This window comes from Nostoc sphaeroides, from assembly GCF_003443655.1.
Lineage (GTDB): Bacteria > Cyanobacteriota > Cyanobacteriia > Cyanobacteriales > Nostocaceae > Nostoc > Nostoc sphaeroides.
The window spans coordinates 78,322-101,435 of sequence record NZ_CP031941.1; the positions used below are offsets into that span (position 1 = coordinate 78,322).

General features: G+C 40.8%; 21 protein-coding genes. 6 read left to right on the top strand and 15 right to left on the bottom strand.

Going from position 1 to position 23,114, the window contains the following annotated elements:
- Nucleotides 1–206 precede the first annotated feature (206 nt).
- Nucleotides 207–1,265 carry a class I SAM-dependent methyltransferase gene (locus tag D1367_RS00445; protein WP_118161681.1) on the top strand — a complete coding sequence of 353 codons (1,059 nt, stop codon included), beginning with the start codon at nucleotides 207–209 and terminating at the stop codon, nucleotides 1,263–1,265.
- A gap of 841 nt (nucleotides 1,266–2,106) precedes the next feature.
- On the opposite strand, the gene D1367_RS32575 is transcribed toward D1367_RS00445, so the two are convergent.
- The 3 genes from D1367_RS32575 to D1367_RS00455 all read right to left on the bottom strand — a co-directional run bounded on the left by D1367_RS32575 (nucleotide 2,107) and on the right by D1367_RS00455 (nucleotide 4,365).
- Nucleotides 2,107–2,229 carry a hypothetical protein gene (locus tag D1367_RS32575; RefSeq protein WP_267255587.1) on the bottom strand — a complete coding sequence of 41 codons (123 nt, stop codon included), beginning with the start codon at nucleotides 2,227–2,229 and terminating at the stop codon, nucleotides 2,107–2,109.
- Nucleotides 2,230–2,242: 13 nt separating this feature from the next.
- Nucleotides 2,243–2,470: a heterocyst-inhibiting protein PatX gene (gene patX, locus D1367_RS00450; protein ID WP_118161682.1), complete on the bottom strand. Its 228-nt coding sequence runs from the start codon at nucleotides 2,468–2,470 to the stop codon at nucleotides 2,243–2,245.
- A 107-nt stretch (nucleotides 2,471–2,577) separates the two neighbouring features.
- Nucleotides 2,578–4,365, bottom strand: a complete 1,788-nt coding sequence (locus D1367_RS00455; protein WP_118161683.1) for an FAD-dependent oxidoreductase — start codon at nucleotides 4,363–4,365, stop codon at nucleotides 2,578–2,580.
- A gap of 585 nt (nucleotides 4,366–4,950) precedes the next feature.
- Here D1367_RS00455 and D1367_RS00460 point away from each other — a divergent pair.
- Nucleotides 4,951–5,892, top strand: coding sequence for a hypothetical protein (locus tag D1367_RS00460; protein WP_118161684.1), 942 nt, complete (start codon nucleotides 4,951–4,953; stop codon nucleotides 5,890–5,892).
- An 88-nt stretch (nucleotides 5,893–5,980) separates the two neighbouring features.
- Here the strand turns inward: D1367_RS00460 and D1367_RS00465 are convergent, their stop codons facing one another.
- From D1367_RS00465 to D1367_RS00475, 5 genes are all read right to left on the bottom strand, one after another.
- Nucleotides 5,981–7,657, bottom strand: coding sequence for a dipeptide ABC transporter ATP-binding protein (locus tag D1367_RS00465; RefSeq protein ID WP_118161685.1), 1,677 nt, complete (start codon nucleotides 7,655–7,657; stop codon nucleotides 5,981–5,983).
- 282 nt (nucleotides 7,658–7,939) lie between these two features.
- On the bottom strand, nucleotides 7,940–8,107 hold the full coding sequence (locus D1367_RS30280) for a hypothetical protein (RefSeq protein WP_181985015.1): 168 nt from the start codon (nucleotides 8,105–8,107) through the stop codon (nucleotides 7,940–7,942).
- A gap of 505 nt (nucleotides 8,108–8,612) precedes the next feature.
- Nucleotides 8,613–8,777, bottom strand: coding sequence for a hypothetical protein (locus tag D1367_RS30285; RefSeq protein WP_181985016.1), 165 nt, complete (start codon nucleotides 8,775–8,777; stop codon nucleotides 8,613–8,615).
- A 29-nt stretch (nucleotides 8,778–8,806) separates the two neighbouring features.
- Nucleotides 8,807–9,280, bottom strand: coding sequence for a TspO/MBR family protein (locus tag D1367_RS00470; RefSeq protein WP_118161686.1), 474 nt, complete (start codon nucleotides 9,278–9,280; stop codon nucleotides 8,807–8,809).
- A 90-nt stretch (nucleotides 9,281–9,370) separates the two neighbouring features.
- Nucleotides 9,371–9,844 carry a TspO/MBR family protein gene (locus D1367_RS00475; protein WP_118161687.1) on the bottom strand — a complete coding sequence of 158 codons (474 nt, stop codon included), beginning with the start codon at nucleotides 9,842–9,844 and terminating at the stop codon, nucleotides 9,371–9,373.
- Between the two features lie 1,416 nt (nucleotides 9,845–11,260).
- Between D1367_RS00475 and D1367_RS30290 the strand changes: the two genes are divergently transcribed.
- Nucleotides 11,261–11,407, top strand: a complete 147-nt coding sequence (locus tag D1367_RS30290; protein ID WP_181985017.1) for a hypothetical protein — start codon at nucleotides 11,261–11,263, stop codon at nucleotides 11,405–11,407.
- A gap of 29 nt (nucleotides 11,408–11,436) precedes the next feature.
- On the opposite strand, the gene D1367_RS00485 is transcribed toward D1367_RS30290, so the two are convergent.
- The 4 genes from D1367_RS00485 to era form a co-directional block, all read right to left on the bottom strand.
- Entirely contained in the window at nucleotides 11,437–12,069 is a 633-nt protein-coding gene (locus D1367_RS00485; RefSeq protein WP_118161688.1) for a YdeI/OmpD-associated family protein, read from the bottom strand.
- Nucleotides 12,070–12,114: 45 nt separating this feature from the next.
- Nucleotides 12,115–12,555 carry a GNAT family N-acetyltransferase gene (locus D1367_RS00490; protein ID WP_118161690.1) on the bottom strand — a complete coding sequence of 147 codons (441 nt, stop codon included), beginning with the start codon at nucleotides 12,553–12,555 and terminating at the stop codon, nucleotides 12,115–12,117.
- Nucleotides 12,555–13,232 carry a response regulator gene (locus tag D1367_RS00495; RefSeq protein ID WP_109008954.1) on the bottom strand — a complete coding sequence of 226 codons (678 nt, stop codon included), beginning with the start codon at nucleotides 13,230–13,232 and terminating at the stop codon, nucleotides 12,555–12,557. Before D1367_RS00495 ends, D1367_RS00490 begins: the two co-directional genes overlap by 1 nt.
- A gap of 427 nt (nucleotides 13,233–13,659) precedes the next feature.
- Nucleotides 13,660–14,634, bottom strand: coding sequence for a GTPase Era (gene era / locus D1367_RS00500; RefSeq protein ID WP_118161692.1), 975 nt, complete (start codon nucleotides 14,632–14,634; stop codon nucleotides 13,660–13,662).
- A 279-nt stretch (nucleotides 14,635–14,913) separates the two neighbouring features.
- Between era and D1367_RS00505 the strand changes: the two genes are divergently transcribed.
- Complete coding sequence (locus tag D1367_RS00505; RefSeq protein ID WP_118161694.1) at nucleotides 14,914–15,996, top strand: ATP-dependent 6-phosphofructokinase; 1,083 nt, start codon at nucleotides 14,914–14,916, stop codon at nucleotides 15,994–15,996.
- 476 nt (nucleotides 15,997–16,472) lie between these two features.
- Here the strand turns inward: D1367_RS00505 and D1367_RS00515 are convergent, their stop codons facing one another.
- Both D1367_RS00515 and D1367_RS00520 read right to left on the bottom strand, forming a co-directional pair.
- The gene (locus D1367_RS00515; RefSeq protein WP_118161699.1) at nucleotides 16,473–17,183 is read right to left on the bottom strand and encodes a GDYXXLXY domain-containing protein; all 711 of its coding nucleotides are present in this window, start codon (nucleotides 17,181–17,183) and stop codon (nucleotides 16,473–16,475) included.
- A 201-nt stretch (nucleotides 17,184–17,384) separates the two neighbouring features.
- On the bottom strand, nucleotides 17,385–18,800 hold the full coding sequence (locus tag D1367_RS00520; RefSeq protein ID WP_118161701.1) for a DUF2157 domain-containing protein: 1,416 nt from the start codon (nucleotides 18,798–18,800) through the stop codon (nucleotides 17,385–17,387).
- Nucleotides 18,801–18,974: 174 nt separating this feature from the next.
- Between D1367_RS00520 and D1367_RS00525 the strand changes: the two genes are divergently transcribed.
- Nucleotides 18,975–19,961 carry an RsmB/NOP family class I SAM-dependent RNA methyltransferase gene (locus D1367_RS00525; protein WP_118161703.1) on the top strand — a complete coding sequence of 329 codons (987 nt, stop codon included), beginning with the start codon at nucleotides 18,975–18,977 and terminating at the stop codon, nucleotides 19,959–19,961.
- 703 nt (nucleotides 19,962–20,664) lie between these two features.
- The gene (locus tag D1367_RS00530) at nucleotides 20,665–21,114 is read left to right on the top strand and encodes an NUDIX hydrolase (protein ID WP_118161706.1); all 450 of its coding nucleotides are present in this window, start codon (nucleotides 20,665–20,667) and stop codon (nucleotides 21,112–21,114) included.
- Between the two features lie 748 nt (nucleotides 21,115–21,862).
- On the opposite strand, the gene pip is transcribed toward D1367_RS00530, so the two are convergent.
- Nucleotides 21,863–22,810, bottom strand: a complete 948-nt coding sequence (gene pip, locus D1367_RS00535; protein ID WP_118161708.1) for a prolyl aminopeptidase — start codon at nucleotides 22,808–22,810, stop codon at nucleotides 21,863–21,865.
- Nucleotides 22,811–23,114: the final 304 nt, after the last annotated feature.

The window sequence follows — 23,114 nt, forward strand, 5'->3', positions numbered from 1 at the left end:
CAAGAAAATTTTGAAGGGTTATAAAAGTTCGTAGTAAGGACTTTAGTCCTTGATTTGAGCGATAGCTCACTACAAACCCACTACCTTTGATGGCTAAAATCATCAGGCTTCAGATTTGTCTCACCTGGGAGCCTTTACCTTTCCAACAGTCAATAATTTTTCGTTACAATTATTTACATAGAAGTATCAAAACTTGAGCTATTTTTATGTCTGAGAGTTTAACCAAGCTGACTTATCAAACCTTTCAGCAGAGCAAAAGTTACTTTGGTCTGGCTCACAAAATATTAAGTTCACGGTTGATGAACCTGGTGTATCCGACACTTGAACAAAAGACCAAACCCATCCCGAATGAGCTTTTACTCAAAATTCAACAGAGATTGAATCAGTTGCTGGAAACAGACTGGCAAGATGCTCAAAAAGGTGTATACCCGGAAAGTTTACTGTTTGACAACCCTTGGGATGAATTTTTTCGCTACTATCCGTTGCTATGGCTAGATTCCCCTCAAGTGTGGGAGCGGGTTCAACAACAGAATTACCAAGATTTTTCGCCCGAAATTGACACAGATGGTTATCCTAGCTACTACGTGCAGAACTTCCATCACCAAAGCAATGGCTATTTGAGTGACTTGTCAGCTAATTTATATGACTTACAAGTAGAAATTCTTTTTGGTGGGGCTGCTGATCCAATGCGGCGGCGGATTCTCGCTCCCCTCAAGCGAGGACTGAAAGCAATTGATTCAGTTGCACCACGGCAAACCCGTATTTTGGATGTAGCTTGTGGAACTGGGCGGACTTTGAAGTTGATTCGGGCAGCATTGCCGCAAGCATCCCTGTTTGGTACGGATTTGTCACCAGCTTATTTGCGTAAAGCAAATGAACTACTATCCCAAATTCCAGGAGAATTGCCGCAACTTTTACAAGCCAATGCCGAAGAGTTACCCTATCTAGATAACTATTTTCATGCTGTGACTTCTGTTTTTCTCTTCCATGAGTTACCAGCGATCGCCCGTCAAAGTATCATTGAGCAATGTTTCCGGGTGACAAAACCAGGAGGAGTCTTTATTATCTGTGACTCAATTCAGTTGAGTGATTCACCTGAGTTGGAACATATAATGGATTCTTTCCCTGAAACTTTCCATGAACCCTATTACAGGCATTACACCACTGATAACTTACTAGAACGTCTACAGAGAGTAGGCTTTGAGAATATTGAGACGCAAGTCCATTTTATGAGCAAGTATTTCATTGCTCATAAACCAGCTTGAGATAAAACCTCCTCATTGCCTTTTCTTTAAATAAACTTTACCTAAAAAGGGCAAATGCAAAATTTTGCATCTGCCCTTGGATGTAGAATAATTAAGAGTGACTCAGAGGATCTAGCAAATCATTCTTAATATTTATTTTGTCAGGAGCCATCTGGGAGAAGAATGAACTAGTTGTAAAGACGCGAAATTTCGCGTCTCTACAGGGTTTTGGTAACAAACTAATCAATCAGAACTTATGAAACAGACCACTAGTGGTCTGTCCCAAAAATTTTGAAGGGTTATAAAAGTTCGTAGTAAGGACTTTAGTCCTTGATTTGAGCGATAAATCGCTCACTACAAACCTGGGCATTACTAATGGGACAGACTACTAGGGTGTAAGAGTAGGTCATGAATAGTAAGATTCGCTGCCAAGTGCAATAAACCTATACTACTTGTGCGAATCTATGCTCTAGATAAGCTCAGATGCAGCGCAAGAAATTTTATGCTTTGGCAAAGCACGCCAAAAAATGCCAGAGCGAAGATAAATTATTTCCTGATGTAGATAGCCAGCTACTAAATGTATGAGAAAACCTATTTGGGAATAAAGTGAAGTTGCCTTAAGACTGTTTCCTCAACAAGCAAAATGTCTGAATTAGATGTGCTTTAGATTAACTGATAGCCTAAGTAACATCTATTTCAAGAAGAGTTGAGGATTGAGACGCAAAGCTTCCACCGAATATGAGCAGCAATTGTGTAACTTTTGAGAAGTTGGTGATGCTGTTAATCGAGGCACTTAATTTAATTTGCGTTTTGATCGCCAGGATTAACGCTAACTATATATACAAAGCTTGCAGTTGAAATACTAAGCGATCGCTGAAGATTTTCGTGTGTCAACTGTATATATATCTGCCAGAAAAGCTGTGTAACCGTTGTTAGCACAACACTGTGTTTTCTGGTACTTTGTTTCCTTTGAAAAAAAAGGCATTAACCTACAGTAGTTAAACCACAACATAGGTATTTCCAGATTTTTGTGACACTTCTCTACGCCCACTACCGCGATGACGTGGCGCATCATCTGAAGCTTGTTCAGATGCCGCCGAGAGCCACTGTTCCGAAGCAGGCGTGGAAGGCAGCCCATAGGATAAGTGATTGACCATTGCTTGGCAGTTAGAAGCTAAGGGGCCGAACATCAGACTTGAGACTAAAAGAGAAATGGCAGCACGCATAGCAGATGTCTATTTTGGAACTCTCCACTTCACTGATACTTAGCTTTTTGATTAATATCCGGACAATTCATCAAAAAGTATTCTGTTTTACTGAAAATAAACTCTTCTTATCCTCCGTTTAAATGTTCGACTAATAACCAATTAGCAAAGTGGTTTTGATGACCGCACAATGTAATTAATTGTTCGTGAGGATAAGCGCGTAATTGCTCGTCGATATGCGATCGCAAAGTCACAAGTTGCCAATTTTGCCCTTGATATGCGGCTGGTGCTGTGACAGTGAGTCTGTATTCCTGCTGATCCAAGCGGTAAAAAATGCCTTGAAAACAGTTACTTTCCCGAATTAATCCCTTGCCAAAAGTAGAGTCAGAGTACTCACTCGACGATGGGCAAGGGCAATCGCCACTAGCTGGATAGGCTTCTGGGTTATTTAAGTAATACAGTTGCCAGTGCAGCCAATCCGAATGATTGGGTGGAAGATTAAATAAAGGAATAATTGCTGCTTTTGAGCGATTATCTTCCAATAAAGCCATTTGCAGCGCCCTAACAGGTAAATCCCTCGGTTGGCAGTTTAACTCAACACACATCGCTGCTGCCATCCCTGCTGCTTGACCAATGCCCATAACCACAGGTTGTAATCTAGTGGCCCCATTGGCAATGTGGGAGACAGAAAGGTTTTTTTCACAAACCAAGAAACCATCTGTTGTGGCTGGAATCAGGGAACTGTAGGGAATTGTAAAGGGCGTTCCAGTCCAGCGTCCCCCCCAACGGATAGATTTAGGTTGCAGTGGGAATTCAATACCAGGATAATGATGGTCATTGGCGTAGTTACCAACTGCGATCGCTTCATATATAGATGCAACTCTACCTGTTGCGATCGGCAAAATATCCTGTTCTCGGACAGTAGTTAGTCCCACTAAGCGGCGGCTTTCCCGGTAATAGGGATGGAGTGCAAAAGCTGTAGGGGTGTGAGGAAATACTTTTTCTGCTAAACCATAACGACGACCAAGCTGATTTTGGATAAAATGGGCAAAATTTTGGCTGTGCGAGCGAGATTCTTGGATAAATTCACCTCTGGATACATCTGACTCTATCAACCGCTCTACTCCTTCGCCGTAGTCATTGCCACAGATTGGCCAATTCATCATAAACAGGCCATTAGGCAAACGTCCATAATTCAAAAATGTCTCTGCGCCATAGCCATCCCAAGCGCCTGTAAATTGGGATGGATTATAGTTAGGCGCAGGCGGAATTTCTGGTGCTGTAGCTACGCCCGTCGTAGACATCGCTTCACCAAAGTCTTGCATAATCACTACATAAGTGGGCGCTTGTACCGGATATCTTTCAGTTAAAGAGTTAAAACCTACTGGGGCGCTGGGTTCTCCCCACTCAGATTGCAATTCCCAGCCCCAGCGATAAGGTATCTCACCTAAAGCCAATAAATCTCCCAATTCTGTGCCGTCGAGAATAATTTTGGCTGTGACAGCAAAATCAGCAAAGCGCACACCAGTAATACAATCACCTTGGCGAAACACTTCAATTGGTACTTCTCCAGAAATCCAGTGCAGATTTGGCAATTCCTGCACCCAATCTGCAAAAATCTCTGCCCCAATTCGAGGATTGTAACTAAAAAAGCTTACCCAGCTATTATCTAATCCTCCCGGCTGTCGTTGTCGCAATTCCTGCAAAAACGCACCCCATAATCCCGTTTGAAAGGCTTCTAATTCGTTGCCATCGGGTGCGGATACTCCAGCCGAAGTCAGCATTCCCCCCAACCAAGAAAATTCACTCACTAGAATCGTTTTGGCTCCCCGTCGCGCCGCTTGGATAGCAGCCGCAGTGCCTCCGGTTCCACCACCGACAACTAAAACATCAGCTGTGTATATTTGATTAACCATTGCTTATACCTCACTGGAGTTTTGACATATTCTCCCCAGATAGCTTGGCATCAAACAAGGCAAATTATCAGGATTTACGCAAAAATCCCCAAATAAATATCAGTTCTATATAGGGTTTCTATTTGATTGCGTGAAAAGACAGGTAGGGGAGCCAGTTGTGTGGGCGAGTTTCCCTACTTAAGCTAACTGGCGTTGTATTACCGCCGAGAGTACGGCATCCTTTATTGTCAGGAAAAATCAACTTTTTTATCTAGCTAGATATACCGATTTTGAAAAAATGAGATAATTTCAAGTTTTGTACTCAGCCAGCAGAAAGATTTTAGTAAAGTTGTTATTTTTAATTTATGCATCAGAGAAGTCAATATAAAATCCTTTACTGGCAAGACTTACAAATAATTTGATTTTGACTAGATATACATAGCATTTGGGATTACATCTAACAAAAGCTGGATATTAAACAGCTATTAAAAAAGGCATCTTGTATATACAGCTAAAGATAGAGGTTGTTACTATATTTTGTATTTAAACTTAATATAAATAGTAAATTTTTATGAATTGCTAATATTAAGTAATAATTAAAATATTATGTTTACTAATTGCTTTAAAAATAATGATAAATTAAGTGTAAATAAGGATAGGAATATATCAAATGTTGAGATAGCACTTTTTATAGATCAAATCAAAAGTAATATTTGGCTCTTTGGTATTCCATCTTGGCTTTTTGGCATAACCGATAGAAGCATAGCTGCATTCGCCGATGGTTATTTATCTCCTATAGAAATATTTCAGCTACTTACAGCCTCTTTCTTTTTTCTGAGTTGGCTATATCTCAAGCCTGATGAAAGCTTTAATAGCAATGATTTAGGCCCCAACGAATATCAAGAATATCTCGCTCGTACTCAAGCTAACAAGCTTCAAGTAAAAAAGCTCCACATGATTAGCCAGGAGTATATTTTACCGTTTCCTTATATTTGCCAAATTTATCATTTATTGAATTTAAGACATTTGGAAACAGTTCATAGCTTTAGCCTTAATAACCTGAAAATTTTTCAAATTAGCCATTTTCAGCCCACAAATACGGGTGGAATAATCAAATTCCAAACAATATTGGATTCGCCAGGTAATGCTCTGAGAATTTGGCGTCAACCGATTGTAGAGGTAGATTTAATATTACATACTCCCTATACTGTTGAACTGAGTATTCCAGTCTACAATGACAAAAGGATAATTGTTATATTTCATGCTTTTCCGTTAAATGACTTAGAGCATCACTTTTTTATAGATATTTATAGTGATTTAGAGTGGCCAAAGCCATTATTACAAATAATATTGCATTTTGCTTCTTGTTTGACCCTATTTGAAGATTTGCCGTATCTAAGAGCTTTAACTGATAAAAATATAGGGCGTTTATTCAATTTAAGTAGAACTTCAAATAACGAAGCTGCATTGCTGTTTAAAAGATATGTTGAGCTATATGGTTCGACTGGAGAACCAATTAAATTACTTGAGGGGAGGGAAGAGAGTTAGAGACGCGATGAATCGCGTCTGTACAAGAGTGAGGAATTGGAGACGCGATGAATCGCGTCTGTACAAGAAAGAGTAGGAGTTTGTTTGGTTAAGCGCGTGCTAGTAGGGGGGCAGCAGCTAGTAATGTTTTGGTATAAGGGTGCTGAGGATTAGCAAAAATAGTTTTTGTCAAACCAAGTTCGACAATTTTACCGCCATTCATCACGGCAATACGATCGCACAAAAATCGAGCTAACCAAAGATCGTGAGTTATGAACAGATAAGTTAACTCAAACTCTTCTTTTAATTGCAACATCAAATCCAGCACTTGCGACTGCACGCTAGCGTCTAACATACTTACGGGTTCATCGCAGATCAAAAGTTTAGGGTGAGTAATCAAGGCACGAGCGATCGCTACTCTTTGCTGTTGTCCCCCAGACAAATCTGATGGATAACGCTCATAATACACTTCTGGCGGTGTTAACCCAACTTTCTCTAGCATCCACAAAACCTGTTCTTTTGCCTTCACGGGATCGGCTAAATTGTGGATAAATAAAGGATCAGCGATACTTTGTCCCACTGTCATCGCTGGATTGAGACAAGCATGGGGATCTTGAAAAACCATTTGTATTTGTCGCCGCGAGGAGCGAATTTCTTGACGCGACAGTTTCGTTAAATCCTGTCCTAAAAACTCAACTTTGCCACTAGTGGGACGAATTAATTGTAAAATTGTCCGTGATAGCGTACTTTTACCACAACCTGATTCCCCAACTAAACCGAGAATTTCTCCGGGATAAATATCCAAGTTGATACCATCTACTGCTTTAATTGTCTGGGTTTGTGTCTTAAACAGTCGTTCGATAAAGTTAGGTTCTATGGTGTAGTGTTGCTTGAGTTCACTGACACTCAAAATTGGGGATTGTTTATTAATAATCGGTAATTGCTTTTTTTCCCCACTCCCCACTCCCCATTCCCCACTCCCTATTTCATCTACTGCTTGAATATGTAAAGCTGCTTTTAAGAGCGATCGCGTGTATTGATGTTGAGGGTGTCTAAATACGGTTTCTGTAGAACCCATTTCTACCATTTTGCCGTTGTACATCACGCCAATGCGATCGCAATACTCAGCCACCATTGCTAAATCGTGAGAAATCAGCAACAATCCCATGTTTTCTTCACCGCACAGACGAGTTAATTCTTTCAATATCTGCGCGGAAACCGTAACATCTAAACTGGTGGTGGGTTCATCAGCAACAATTAACTTGGGGTTGAGGAGTAAAGCTAAAGCGATCGCTACCCGTTGACGCATTCCCCCGCTAAACTCGTGGGGATATTGATTCCAACGACTAGCTGGAATATTCACCTTTGCCAAGGTAGCAAGTGCTTTTTCTTTGGCTTCGCGGGTTGATAATTCTGGTGAGTGCGCCTGAAGGGTTTCAATACAATGCTTACCAATCGTCATCAACGGATCGAGGCGTGTCATGGGATCTTGAAAAATTAAGGCGATCGTTTCTCCCCGAAATTTCCGCAATTGGTTAGGCATCAAGTCAAACACCGACTGTCCTTGAAATGTCACCCGTCCCTCAATCCGACTAGAGGCTGGTAGTAAGCGCATTACTGCCCGTCCTATAGTTGACTTACCACAACCCGACTCTCCCACCAATCCCATTCTTTCGCCTGGTTGCAAGGTGAAAGATACATCATCAACCGCCCAGGTTGCTTCTTCTCCACTCCGTGCAGGATAGGCAACTCGCAAATTTTCGATACAGAATAAGGCTTCACTCATAGATTAGTTATCAGCCCTGAGCTACCAGTTTTTATAATTTCAAATTTAACCTGTCGCGGAAGTCCCCACCTTCAATGTACTCATCTCTGTGGGGATTGTGAGCGGATGGCGACGAAGACATCCCTAAACGGTAATAAGGGAACTCCAAAAAATAAATTATTCCACATTCAAGTCGTTGACTGTTGACTGTTGACTGAAAACTCGTGAACCGTCAACGGTCAACGGTCAACAGTGAACAATAGCAATGGAATATTTTTTTACTTGGAAGTCCCTAACCGCAGGTTATTCAATGCAAGGGATGTTCAAGGAGTCATCAATCTGAGTGTTGGGTAATCGGTCGATGTAATCTTCAATGATTTGAGTCACTGTTTTTTCCTTCAATGTGGCATGGTTTTTTAGTTTGTTGAAACGCCTTTCTGATATACGGATATGTACTTCCTTTGTTTTCATAAGTATGTCCACAATATAGACATATCTATGGTAACATATAAATGATCCATGACCTCCTGACCGTATTGAACAGACAGGCTAACTTCAAAGTAGGTGTACTAGCCAAGACGTGCGATAAATCGGTAAATCAGGGAAGGAACGCTGTTAGCTGGTTGACTCATATCTTGCACCTCTACGTACACCCCCAGGTAAAGTAAAAAGATGTGCAATAAAGATACCTTACTTTTATAGGCTTTTGTCGTTAAATCAATGCTTTTGCTTTTTTACTGAGTAATAAAGTTACATCAATTTTTCTTGGTGCAAGATGTGAGTTGACTATTGTCGTAAATCCAAGCGGTGTTGTGCGAAACAAAAAATCAAACTCCCTGTGGTAGACGCGGGGCTGCCTGTGGACGCTGTGTAAGACCAAAAGCTAGATCGCTAGTGGAGGCATTGGCGGATGAGACGGGAAACCCAAGAGACGAATAAGACCGTCATTGTTTTTCTGAAATTGGAAGCTCCTTTTTCAGCGAAGCAAAAAGGGGTACTTCACACCTCGGTAGACAACACTAATTGCTAATACGGGAAAGCGATGCCTGCGGCGGGCTGCGCCTACGCTCAATGTTGTTGCATCTGCCGCCAATGCTAGACGTTTTTCCGATTCAGCCCTTGGTAAGGGGAGGGGAGACAAAGCGTAGCTTTGGCGGGGTGGGGTTATTACTATGCATCTTGAGGATTTAATTCTTTTAACTCGTCAGTGGTATAAGTACCAATAGGAGTCCAAACCAAATAAGGAAGGAGTAACAGCGCCGCCATTATAGAAATCGGCAAAACGCAGATTGCCAGGACAACGCCTGAAATCAAACCGATTAGCCCAAGGATTTCACCAACTTTGAGACTACGGAACCTCAACATTAGAGGTATGTAGGCGACGGTAATAATTTCCACCAAGAGGTACAAAGCCATTAGTAGCCAAGTAATTATACTTCCTGGATTCTTTTCCCAGACAACATAAGCTGAAGCCCCACCGCTAATAAAAATCACAGTCCAGATTACCGGAATCAACGGCTCAAAAACTAGCCAACGCGGGCGACTTAAATTTGCAAACCATTTAACATCACGCGGTGTGATCAAGAAACTACCAAGGGCGACGAAGAAAGTTACAGCCCCAATTATTATCCAAGATGGAATCATAATGCATTCAAGTTTTGTGTATTTTGTCAAGTCATATACTGCAAGTTTGACAATTTAGGCTATATGTTTAATCATTCCCTGGTGCGAATCTTAGGCATCTTGAGGATTGAGACTGATCATCTGCCAAGTGGTATAAGTACCAATGGGACTCCACAGCAAATAAGGAACAAGTAATAGTGCTGCCCAACCAGAAATACTTAAGACTGCAAGTATCAATAAAGCAGAAATTATAAAACCTGTGCCACCAAGAATTGTACCGACTTTTAGGCTGCGGAGCTTAAACATTACAGGTGTATAAGCAATGGTTACAATTTCTAAAAGCAAGTATAAACCCATGATTAACCAGGTTGAGGTGCTTCTGGGGTCTTTTTCCCAGACAATATAAGCTGACCAAGCACCGCAAATAAATATTACAGTCCAGATAATGGGAATCGCACCCTCAAAAGTTAGCCATCTCGGCCGTTGTAAGCGCTTGAACCATTGGCGATCGCTAGGCGTAATCAAGTTAGCCGCTAAGGCAACTAAGAAAGCCACACCCCCAATCACCATCCAAGATTTAATCATGGCCGTTATTCCTTTACAAGCGCTATCTATCGCTTAATATCACTCTTTATAGTGTGATTTTGTCAATTTAGTTGCTAATTCCTCATCATCCCTGAGTTTGAAACCTTTACATCGTTTGGCAGGATTTTAAATTATGGGCATTGGGAATTGGGAATTGGGCATTGGGCATTGAGCATGGGGCAGGGGCATGGGAATGAGTCTTTAATACTCGTTAACGAGTCTTTGAACTCCGTTAATGAGTCTTTGAACTCCGTTAATAATAGCCATCCCAAATGTTTCTCTAGGCTAAGGTGGAACATAGAGTTTCTAATACCAATTTAATGTGAAGCTGCACTAAATGAGTAACTCTCTATTCTTGGCGCTCTTGGCGTACTTGGCGGTTCGTTTAAGAGGATGAATGAACAAGTCCTCTTGTCGGTATCAAAAATTTTAGATCCCCCTAAATCCCCCTTTTTAAGGGGGACTTTGATTCCGGTTCCCCCCAATTTATCGGGGGGTTAGGGGGGATCTAAAGTGCCTAAAGTCACAGCGAAATACTTGTTCATTCAACCTCTAATATTCTATGTATCTTCATACAAAATTGGTATAAGAGTAAGCGAAGTAGGGCAGGGTGACTGAGGAAAGGCAATTAAAACAATTCGCAATACTTCGGCTGCGCTCAGTACAAGTTCGCTTTTTCGCCCATTCGCAATTACGTTTTGGGACGGGGATTTAGACCCCGACTCAAAACGCGCTGCTTAATAGAAGCTCTTGACTTAAACCCCCAAAGTTCGTTAAAGCAAAATTCAAAGATTTTTGATGCTATTTTCCACCAGATATTTAAGAACGATAATTTTCAAAGAATAATTGCGTCAAAAGACAACCTGTCAAACTTTGCCCGAAAATTCCTTACTCCCAACTAAAAACTCGTTGACTCCTGAACTTTTATCTAAATATCTAACTTAAAGCTATATCAGCTTACTTCTTATGATACTTACTAAAACTCATTTGGATGAGTGAAAGTAGTGAGAGTGATGAGTGAGAGTAAATATACTTAGTAGCTGAGGTTCAAAGCATGGACTCGACAGGTAAGGTTCAAATTGTGGACTCGTCCTGGTGCGTTCCACTGCCGTTGAAAGAGTATGCAATGAGCCGAGTAACTGTCTACTTTTATAGTGACAGATGGGTTCCAATTAAATATTGTTCTTTGGAAAAGGCTATTTTGCTTCACCAGAAGGCAAAATTAGAAGGCAAGGAAATTTTATTATTTCCTGCTAATCTAGACCCTAATCAATTCTCAAACTCTTTTAACGAAAATGCATTGATGTAGACTATTTTTAAAACATCTTGACAAAATAAATCGACTAGAAAGGCGTACATAAGTACGCTTTTATTTCTTGGGATTCAAATATTTACTTATTTATATAGCAATTCTAAATGAGTCTAAAAATCTCTGATTCTTCTCTCTGCGTTCTCTGCGCCTCTGCGGTTAATTTAGGATTGCTATCTTTACGCCAAAGAGCGATGTCTACGGTGGTCACTGAGCTTGCCGAAGTGCGGGCTATTCGGCGTCGCCTCAAGTAATATGTTGTCAACAAATCACATAGGCTTTCTTATCGTACCAATGGGTTTTTGTTCGCGGCTGCTGAGTTTATAGTTTGTTCAATCCTTTTTAACCTTGTTTCTGGACGTTTTGCATTGTCAATCCAAAAAAGAATATTCTTTTTGGATGAATTACTAAATGCTTCAAAATAGCCTTTAGCAATTGTATTTGCTTCTAATGCTTGCTTTAAGTCTAAGGGAATAATTAATGCTTCGATCGCATCTAAAGTCTTCCATGAGCCATCTTGTTTTGCAGCTTCAATTTTTTCCAGACCAACTGTAGTCATCAAACTTTGTTCTATGAGTTCTTCAATATATTGTTTATTTAATTTTGACCACACGCTTTTCGGTTTTCGAGGTGTAAATATTTGCATATAACGTTCTTCGTCTAAGGATTTGACTTTACTATCAATCCAACCAAAGCATAAGGCTTCTTTTACGGCTTCGCTATATCGAACACTTGGTTTACCACTTTTTACTTTATAGTAGATGAGCCACACACCAAGAGAGGCGCGATGGTTTTCTTCTAACCATTTCCGCCATTCCTCGCGGCTTTGAGGGCAGAAAGTGGAAAATTCATTATTAAGTTTAGATACACCAGTAATCTTACTTTTGCTGAGATTTATCTCTGTATTTTGCTGCATTTGTTTTATGTTCAATACGTAATTGATGTAAAACTTTCATCTCCTCTAAAATCGTTTTGCCATAAAAATCAAATGCTGGCTTCTTTGATAGCCATGCTTGGTGTAAAAAGCCTCTGCTTGTCCATCTTTGTTAGTCAACAGATAAACCCCAGTAACTTCCATCTTAGTTAGAGTGTCCATTAATTGGTTAAGTAGCTTTGTCCCAATTCCTTGATGCTGCTTATGAGGTTGGACACAAATTTCTTCTAGATAAAAGCTTTTACTTTTTGGCCCTTGCTTACAATAACCTGCCACGAATCCTAATAGTTCATCCTGTTTGAATACAAATCCAACAAAACCCGGTGTATTCAGAATTTCAAATAACTTTGCTCTTGCAGTCTCGAAAGTCCATTGCTCGTTCCAAGGTTCAGTATTGAACACTTCAACATATAAATGAGCGCACTTGTCAAGATATTCAGTCGTAAAGGTTTGAATTTCTTCTGACATCAAACCAACCCAGAACGTAGTGCTACAACTGCTGCTTGCACGCGATCGTCTACTGCTAATTTATTCATAATCCCTCGGACATGAGTTTTAATGGTATTGGGACTGAGATAGAGTTTTTCGGCAATTTCTGGGTTACTCAAGCCGTCTACCATAAGTTTCAACACTTCTAACTCCCGCCCAGATAAGTTGGCGGTGTTGGTGGTGGGTGAAGGCGGTTTGAGATTATCAATTACTCGCCGCGCAATTTGGGGATCGAGATAGGCTGCACCATCAACTGCGGCTGCGATCGCACTTAACAATCTTTCCACACTTGCACCTTTGATACAATACGCATCTGCACCGCTAGAGAGTGCCGCAATAATTTCTGTCTCTGTTTGATGAGATGTCAGCATCACCACATGAGTTGCTGGCAGTGCCGCCTTAATTTGCTGTGTCGCTGCAATGCCATCCAATCGCGGCAACCCAATATCCATAACCACCAAATCAGGTTTCAGTTGCAGTGCGGCTTGAACTCCCAAATAACCATCTTCAGCTTGTCCAACAATCTCCAACTGAGGATGAGCCATTAACGATTGCTCTAATCCGAGTTGCATCATCGGATCATCTTCAACAATTAACACGCGCAACGGCGGAGCATTGGCGGGTAAATTTAAAGGATAGCGAGTATCTAAAGACATTTTTATTAATTAGGAGTTAGGAGTTTGGAGTTAGGAGTTTGGAGTTAGGAGTTAGGAGTTTGGAGTTTGGAGTTAGGAGTTTGAAGTTGGGAGTTGGGAGTTGGGAGTTGGGAGTTAGGAGTTTGGAGTTTGGAGTTAAGAGTTGAGAATAGCTTTCAAGGTTAAGTATTTAGGTTTCCAAAAAATAATTGAGGAACTTCTCAATTATTGAACTAATATTGAACTAATATTGAACTAATCTTTAGGGCTTCAGACAATTATGTTGGTTCTCAAACTCAATAAATTGGTCTAATCTGAAAAACCTACCACTCATAAACAAAGTAGAAAGTCAAGAGTTATTTATTCATAACTCTTTAATTCCTAACTCCTAACTCCTAACTCCTAACCCCTAACCCCTAACCCCTAACCCCTAACTCCTAACTTAATTTTATTCTTCCACCCGATAGCCTAATTCTGCTAAACTTATCCGCGACTGTCGCCATTTTGGCTGAACTTTCACAAACAATTCTAGGTAAACTTTACCAGAGATTAACTTTTGAATTTGTTCGCGGGCTTCGCTACCAATTGCTTTGAGCATCGCTCCACCTTTGCCAATGAGTATGCCTTTTTGGGAATCGCGCTCGACGTTGATAGTAGCAAGTATCCGGGTAATGCTGGGAGTTTCTTCTACTAGATCAATAGCGATCGCTACTGAATGGGGTACTTCTTCACGAGTCAATAATAAAATTTGTTCTCGGATTAATTCACCCATAATAAAGCGTTCTGGCTGGTCAGTTACCAAATCTGGCGGGTAGTATAACGGCCCAATTTCTAAATGTTCTATTAATAATTCTTGAAGTTGCGGTAATCCTGCACTCGTCTTGGCAGAAAATTTCACGATTTCCCATTCATGGGACTGGGCCATCTGCGCGTAACTATCATCTAGAAACTGAGAATCGGACGGTTGTTGGTCGATTTTGTTCACGCCCAAAATCACTGGTGTTTTGCTGCGACACAGCAATTCGGCAATATAGCGATCGCCTGATCCACAAGCTACTGCTCCATCTACCACAAACAGGATTACATCTACCGATTCAATGGCAATTTTGGCATTTTGCACCAAAACTTCCCCCAATTGATGATGGGGCTTATGAATTCCTGGCGTATCTACAAAAATTAATTGCGCCTCTGGTGTAGTTAAAATGCCGCGCAAACGGTTACGTGTTGTTTGCGCTACTGGTGACGTAATGGCAATTTTTTGTCCTACCAATTGATTCATCAACGTAGATTTACCGACATTTGGACGACCAACAATGCCGATAAAACCTGATTTAAATTCAGGAGGAGCCTGTGGGATTGTTACTTCTCCTGGAAAAGAGAAGTTGTAATTATCAATACTAGTCACCTTTGGCTCCACCCTCATATTTTACAGCTGGGATAACTTGGTTTTTTCTTAGACACAAAACAAGCATAAAAACACCCTAGCATTTTCGGGGATTGCTTTTGCTTAGGTTTAATCTACTACTGGCTCTACACTTAACATTTTACAGCTGAGATAACTTTGTTTTGTTTTAGATACAAAAGAAACATAAAATTACTTTGGCATTTATAAGGAGCGCATTTGCTTAGGTTTAATCTGCTGCTAATGTCTTAAGTTTCATCGACTACTAAATATATTTGGATCAAAATGTCAATAAAAAATATGGGAGAACCCAAACGCATAGGAATTCTTACCAGTGGAGGTGATTGTTCTGGCTTAAATGCTGTGATTAGGGCTGTAGTGAATTGTGCTGTGGATACTTACGGCTGGGAGGTTTTGGGAATTCGTCAAGCGACTTTAGGATTAATGGCGCGTCCCCCACAATTCACTAAGTTGGAAGTCGATCAAGTTGACTCGCTGTTAACTGCGGGTGGCACAATGTTGGGGACAACCAATAAAGGCGACCCTTTTGCTTTTCCAATGGTGGATGGGAGTGTAAGCGATCGCTCCGAAGAAATCATTGCAGGTTATCATGAGCTAGGTTTAGATGCTTTGATTGGGATTGGCGGTGATGGTAGTTTGGCAATTTTGCGTCGCCTCGCCCAACAAGGCGGCATTAACTTAGTTGGTATTCCCAAAACCATTGATAACGATATTGGTGTTACTGAACATGCCATCGGTTTTGATACAGCAGTCAATATTGCCACAGAAGCATTAGATCGGTTACATTTTACTGCTGCAAGTCATAGCCGAGTCATGATTTTGGAAGTAATGGGGCGTGATGCCGGACACATAGCAATCGCTGCGGGAATTGCGGGGGGAGCGAATGTAATTTTAATTCCCGAAATTCCTTACACAGTTGAGCATATTTGCCACAAAATTAAAGAACGCCAAGAGAAAGGCAAAAACTATTGTTTGATTATTGTTTCTGAAGCGGTTCGTACCCACGATGGGGAAAATGTGACGATTACAAATCGCTTAGGTCAATCTCGATACGGTGGAATTGGCGAGTATTTAGCAGATAAAATTATTGAACACATTGGTGTAGAAACGCGAGTCACAGTTTTAGGACACATTCAACGGGGTGGAACTGCTTCACCACTAGATAGATTAGTTGCAACTGCTTTTGGTGTTGCAGCAGTTAATCTCATTGCAGAAGATAAATACGATCGCATGGTGACTTGGCAAAATCGCCAAGTATTAAGTGTACCAATTACAGAAGCGATCGCTCAATATAGCGCCGTCGATCCCAATGGTACTTTAGTTAAAACCGCTCGTGGTATGGGTATTTATTTAGGAGACTAAACATTAGACATCTCCAGAAATTAAATATGCGTTACCCAGAACCCTTGTAGAGAGGTAGCAGTGCTACGTCTCTACGTTCATTTTCGGAGATGTCTATTAGAGATATGAGTGAAATTAAATATGCGTTACCCATAACCCTTGTAGAGAGGTAGCAGTGCTACGTCTTTATAATTCAATACGCTTGGCTTTGTGGAAAATTGTAGGTTGGGTTAAGCAAAGTGCAACCCAACAAAGTCCCGAAATGTTGGGTTTCGTTCCTCAACCCAACCTACACATTTCAATGTTTTTGGCGCTAACACCAAGCGTATTGCTCTATAATTCTTTTTCACTGATATCTCTCATCATCCCCCAACCCCTTCTCCCTTGGGGAGAAGGGGAGCTAGAATTTCAAAGTCCCTCTCCCAGATATGGGAGAGGGATTTAGGGTGAGGGCGAAAACTACGGTTCTCAACTTAGATGAGGTTTAGCTTAACAGCTTAAAAGCGATAGTTGCGATCGCGCACCCACATACTAAGTGGCACTGCTTTACCCTGTGGATCAACTTTCGCCTTCACTACAATGGGCGGTACTTGTCCTCTACGGGCGCGTTGGGCTTGCAAATCGTTCCTAATTTGTTGCCGTTGGTTTTCTGGGATGTAATATGTTTCTAAGCCGTAGTTAACAGAGCCATCTTGATAAACACCTTTTAAGGCTACCTGATTGGCTCTTAGAGTTGTGGGGCGATCGCTACTTACTCGCAACGGTCTCCAAGCTCTAGGAACACCGCGACCAGAGGATAATTGCTCTTGCAAGGTCACGTAAATATTAGTTCCTTCAGGCAATCTTCTGCCACTTCCCCGACCTTTGCTGACTAATGTTTGCCAACCAGGTAATCTGCTCAAATTTGCAGTGCGGGATATGTTGTAATCTAAGTCTAAGGTGTTACCTTCTAGCACATTGTTAGGGTCTACAGGTACGGTTTGCAAAATCACCGTCTTACCTGTCACGTCTGTATAAAGCGCTTGGGCTGGTACTGCCATAATTAGCCCTGTTTGCAGCGCCAGGGGAGCTAGTAACCGCCAAAAAGGTAAGGACTTATTCGATTTTTGTTCACTAGCAATCAAGTAATCCCGAAAAGTCACCTTATTGGAGAACTCGGCTTCGGGAGACAAGGGTTTATTTTTAGATTCAGAAGAAGTATTAGTCATGAGCGTAGTCCTAAAAAGCAGAGGTATTGAGGAGGTCAAAAGTAACGAGATTAGGACTGACGCAGAGAAACTTTAAAAACTTTGACGCACAGAGATTTCAGAATAAGTTAGGAGTTAGGAGTTAGGAGTTAGGAATCATTCAATTTTAGATTAAGTGAACTTTTCCTGAATTCTGACTCCTGAATTCTTTCATCCTTTGCACTACTTTTTACTTGCACTACCACCAGGTAGGCGGCGTTCAAACCAGAGTCCAGCGCTAATTAAAGCAGAACCGCACAAAACAAAGACTAGGGATTTGAAAAGTAAATCGGTATCGTACTCTTGCACGCGACTGATAATTTGCAGTGTTACTAACAGCATCCCGCCCCAAAAGGAACTTCTGTTGTTTAATTTCAATCCTTCTTGAATTAGTCCCCAGGCTAATGTTGCTAGAAGTACATTGAAAATAAAAATGCCAAGTTCATCAATCCGGCTGATAGTTTGATGCCAAAAAGGTACTAGGGTAATAAAGGCAAGAAAGGTAGTAATGACAGCAGTAGTGAAAATCACTTCGCGGCGCGGTGGGTTATTTCTTTGACGCAGTAGAAACAACCATTGCAATACCGCCAAGCCACTAAGAATCCCCAAATCGATAATCGGCAGAGACTCGAATAAGTTTGTCACATTCGTAGGCTGATTATAACTATAATTTGGAGATTCCCAGACCCAACGAAAAGACAAGATATAAAAGACCATGCCAAAGCTTACCAACGCTAAATTACGGGCCAGAGATTGAAACAACCTGTAATTTATGCTTGGAAACAGCAAGTCATCATAACTCCAGAATAATGCAGGTGGGAGTGCAAAAGCAAAAGATGCCACCCAAGGGGCTATATCAGCATAATTCAGCAGTGGTAGAGGATTCAGGTTGGCTTGTAAGGAACTAGCAAAAACAAAGGCTGCTAGACCAAAAATCCAACGCGATCGGCAGAAGTAGGCTAAGGGTACAAACACTAGCCATGCCAATAAAGGCATGTGCTGCACCACTAGGCGCGACCAAGTTAGATCACCTGAAGCGTACCACAAGTCTTCTAATCCTGTCCAATAGCCGATTTCCACGAGGACAATTGACAGAATTCCTAAAGAATTTAAGCACAAACTGAAGGCCAGCACTACAACACCGAACCCCCAGGCGAGAAATAGTTGGGAAGTTGAACCGGCAATATTGAACATCTGGGCCATCAGCAGTAAATTTGCACCGAAAATGAAGGCGCTTAAAATTAGCAACGCCTCTCCCAGTATGCGTTTGCTTTTTTGTGGCTTCTTTCCTTCAGGTGTTATCCAATTGTAAAAACCAGTGATTGCGATCGCAAAAAACAAACTTATCATCAAAATAAACTTGACTTCTCGCGATCCTCCCTGCCAGTTTCCTGCTACAAAGGTAATTATGCCTAAGCATAAAAGTATGCCGCCTATGGCAATAGCGATCGCTTGATTGCGATCGCGTGCAGCAGCTTCCAAGTTCTTAAATTGATAACGTTCTGCTATCTGCTCATACAGCGAAGAACTAATTAATCCTTCATCCCTCCATAATTGTGCTTCTTTGCGTAATTTTTGCGGAAAACTATCTAATAACATGACCTTCTCCGGTGCAGTGGGGTAGCTTGGCCATTGCGTTCCCAATGGCGGTCATTATATTTTGAGTATGAAGCCAAAAGCCTTAATTACATTGTTCTTGTGTAACAGTTTTATTTTGATTTGGATAAAGCTAATTCGTAATTCATAATTCATAATTCATAATTACTAATCTACATGGAAAAACCTTCTAATTTATTACTTAAAGTCTCGCGGCGTTTGTTCACTAATCTAGATGAACAAGAAAAATTTATTGAGGCTTTGATGAATCCTCAGCCTTTTTCACCCAGTATTCTTTGGTGTAAACAAAAGCCAGATATTTCGTCTTTGGCAGTGGAAACACCAACTTATTGGCAACCAGAATTTATAGACCGTTTATCTTTGGGAGAAAAACCCGGTCAGCATCCCTTGCATCAACAAGGATATTTCTATTGTTTAGATTTTTCTTCGGTGTTTGCAGCTACTACTTTGTTAGCTATTCCTGTGCCAGTAAGTTTAGTTTTTGATATGTGTGCTGCACCAGGAGGTAAAAGTATCTTTGCTTGGAAAGCTTTACAACCTGACTTACTCATCAGTAATGAAGTAATTGGTAAACGTCTGGGAATGCTAATTTCTAATTTGAAGCGTTGCGATATTAGCCCTAGTGCAGTAGTTAATAGAGATTCGAGTATATTTGCCGAAATGTTTCCCTACTCTAGCAATCTAGTAATAGTAGATGCTCCTTGTACTGGACAATCTTTACTTGCTAAAAGTGAAAAAGCTCCCGGATGTTTTCACCCGACTGCTATTAATAAAAGTGCAAATCGACAAAAGCGTATTATAGCTAACTCTGCTAAAGTTGTTTCACCACAAGGGTATCTTGCTTATATGACTTGTACATATTCACCCGAAGAAAATGAGCAAGTTTGTGAATGGTTTTTAGAACGCTTTCCCCAGTTTCAGGCGATAGAAATTAGTCATTTAGCCAAATATCAGTCACATTTAACTAAAATGCCTTGTTATCGGATGTTTCCTCAAGATAGGCTAGGTGCTGGTGCGTTTACAGTACTGTTTCAAAATACTAATGATCATGAAAATGAGCTTAAAGAAGTAGATTTAAATACAATATCTTCGCTGTATATCTATCAAAATCTTAAAAAGTCAAGCAGGGCTATTTCGTTCTAGACATAAACCGCCCAGAACTAAAGTTCCGCAGCTCATAGCCCAAGTCCACACTTAGTGGACTAAAAGCCTTTATTAGTCGTCTTTAGACGACTTCTGCTATTAGCCTCAGAATAAATTCTGAGGCGGGCTAGATGAGAATGAAATAGCCTTAAAAGTCAAGTTAGTTATATTGATAGCAGGTATTCTGGCATGTAGTCAGAACATTTAATGTTATTAATAGTGCTGCATTTGTAAATCAGTCATCAGGAGTACACCTTTTACAGCAGTTGATTTTATATTTATAAGGTTACAAAACTATTACAGCATGGTGAAATAAGCATACCATTTCAAAAGGTGCAAAAGCTTAGAATACAATTACGCGTCTGACAATTCATCGGTATCTGGAAAACCTTACTTCTATTTCTCTCTTCCTTTGAGGAGAGAGGCTTGGAATTTTCCCCCTTAGAGCGTCGGGAAGGGGGTTAGGGCGTTAGGTGAATCGTTAGCTTTTCCACATAACGTGAAAAGTCAGAATTATGCGTGACTTTTGACTTCCGCCTTGCGGTTGTGCGGTACTACTTCAATAATAATTAACTTTTATAGTTACAAATCTTTTTTAATCCTTCCATAACCTGAAGTTAACTAAAATTTATCCAGTATCAGCTCTAGACTTTTTGAAGTAAACATTGTACAAAAAAGCTAGGCTGTAAAGGATGTAAATTACATGAGTCGAAAAGTTAGCAAAGTGTTTAAACAGTCTGGGGTGATTCCTTATAGAGTGAACAATGGCAAAATTGAAATCTTGCTAATCACAAGCCGTAACTTTCAACACTGGGTAATTCCGAAAGGAGATATTCCTAATGGCATGAGTCCGCCCGATTCAGCAGCCAAAGAGGCGTGGGAAGAAGCAGGGGTAATTGGGCAGGTAGATACTAATGAACTCGGTAGTTACAAGTACCGCAAAGGAGGCAAAACTTATCGGGTAAGCATGTATTTGTTACCAGTTGAGATGCTGAGTGAAGATTATCCAGAAGCAAGTAAAAGAAAACGGCAATGGGTAGAAGCGGCTACAGCTATCAGGTGGGTTAAGTTTAATTCACTTAAACGAATTCTTAAAGGTTTTTTCCAGGTAAAATCTCACTTTTGTGCATTTCGAGATGCTAATTCAGTATAGGAAAATATATTAATTAAATATGCATAATTAAACATACAAGAAAATCCTAGTTTGTAGTGAGCGATTCATCGCTCATAGCAAGGTTTTTCAGGACTAAAGTCCTTACTACAAACTTGAATTTATTTATGGCTAACTACTTAGGGCTTGCTGGTAACGCTTGCGGCTCTTTGGTAACAAGTGTAGGTGTGAGTGCAATACTGTTCGGTTAAGCCTAAAAAATAACTCCAATGTAGGTTGGGTTGAGGAACGAAACCCAACATTTTCAGGGATTTGTTGGGTTTCACTAAAGTTCAACCCAACCTACAAATCTTCTTAACCGAACAGTATTGGGTGTGAGTGGGGTTAAGTATGCTGGCATCACTATTAATACTGTCACACTTACCGATATCCCGCCCATAACTGAAGTTCAGGGCTGATAGCCCAAGTCCACTCAAGTGGACTAAATGACAATACAGTTCAGTTAAGCATTTATACTCTTTCTTCTCTCTGTGTTCTCTGCGCCTCTGCGGTTCGTAAAACAAGAGTTTTGGCCTTAAGTGAACCGTATTGGACTAAATGAGCGATTCAGTCCACTTGAGTGGACAGTGGCTCTGAGACTCGGAATTCATTCCGAGGCGGAATAGAAATGCAGTGCGAGATATTAATAAAGATATCGCTGCGGTAAGATTTGTGTATACACCGTAGGCTCTTCGAGAGGGGGCTATCATGTACTTTATATCATTGGGAAACGCTATATAAATCTAAATATTTAACCTAATTTAATATTATCTGTTGCTTCAATCAAAGCATTGCAAATTCCTGGTTCACTCATCGAATGCCCAGCATCAGGAACCACAATAAATTCTGCTTCCGGCCAAGCGCGATGTAATTCCCAAGCTGATATCATTGGACAGACTACATCATAGCGTCCCTGAACAATTACAGCCGGAATATGGCGGATACGATCTACATTTAAGAGTAATTGATCTTCTGTTTCAAAAAATCCCTTATTCATAAAGTAATGGCATTCAATTCGAGCGAAAGCTGAAGCAAATTCACTTTCGCCAAACTTTTGCATAAGTTCTGGATCTAAAAACAGTCTACTGGTACTACCTTCCCAAATTGACCAAGCACGCGCTGCTGTTAATTGAATTTCTAAATCTGGATCGGTCAAGCGTTTATAATATGCTGCGATTAGATCATCACGTTCATCTATGGGAATTGGTTTAAGATATTCTTCCCAAGCATCAGGGAAAATATAACTAGCACCCTCTTGGTAAAACCATCGCAACTCTTTTTGCCTCAGCATGAAGATACCACGGAGAATTAATCCCGCGCAGCGAGAGGGATGGGTTTGACTGTAGGCTAATGATAAAGTGCTACCCCAACTACCACCGAACACCACCCATTTTTCTATACCTAAATTTTGGCGCAGTTTTTCGATATCACTGACTAAATCCCAAGTGGTGTTTTCTTGTAATTCTGCATGGGGTGTACTTTGACCACAACCGCGCTGGTCAAACATGACTAACCGCCATTTTTCTGGGTGGAAATATTGCCGATAAAAAGCTGGACATCCACCACCAGGGCCGCCATGCAGCAAAACGATGGGTTGACCTTGGGGATTTCCTGACTCTTCAAAATGAATGGTATGAAGGTCAGAAACCTGTAAACTACCTTCTAAGTAAGGCTCGATCGCTGGGTAAAGTTCTCGCATTTTGAATATCCTATCAGTAATATTGTCATAGCGATCGCTTGTCAAATCAAATAAACCCGATACCTATGATACAACCCTCTAATGGCCTTCCACCTAGAGAGCGATCGCCTTAGAAGAGGTGGGCAGAAAACTGCAAAAAATGGCAGGTAGGCTGATTGACAAGTAAAAAATAAAAAAATCCCCCTAATTTTAATTAGGGGATCAGGAGTTACACAAAAACTTTTGGAAAACTAAATTAGGGAACTCCAAAAAATAAACTATTCCACATTCAAGTAGTTGACTGTTGACTGTTGACTGTTGACTG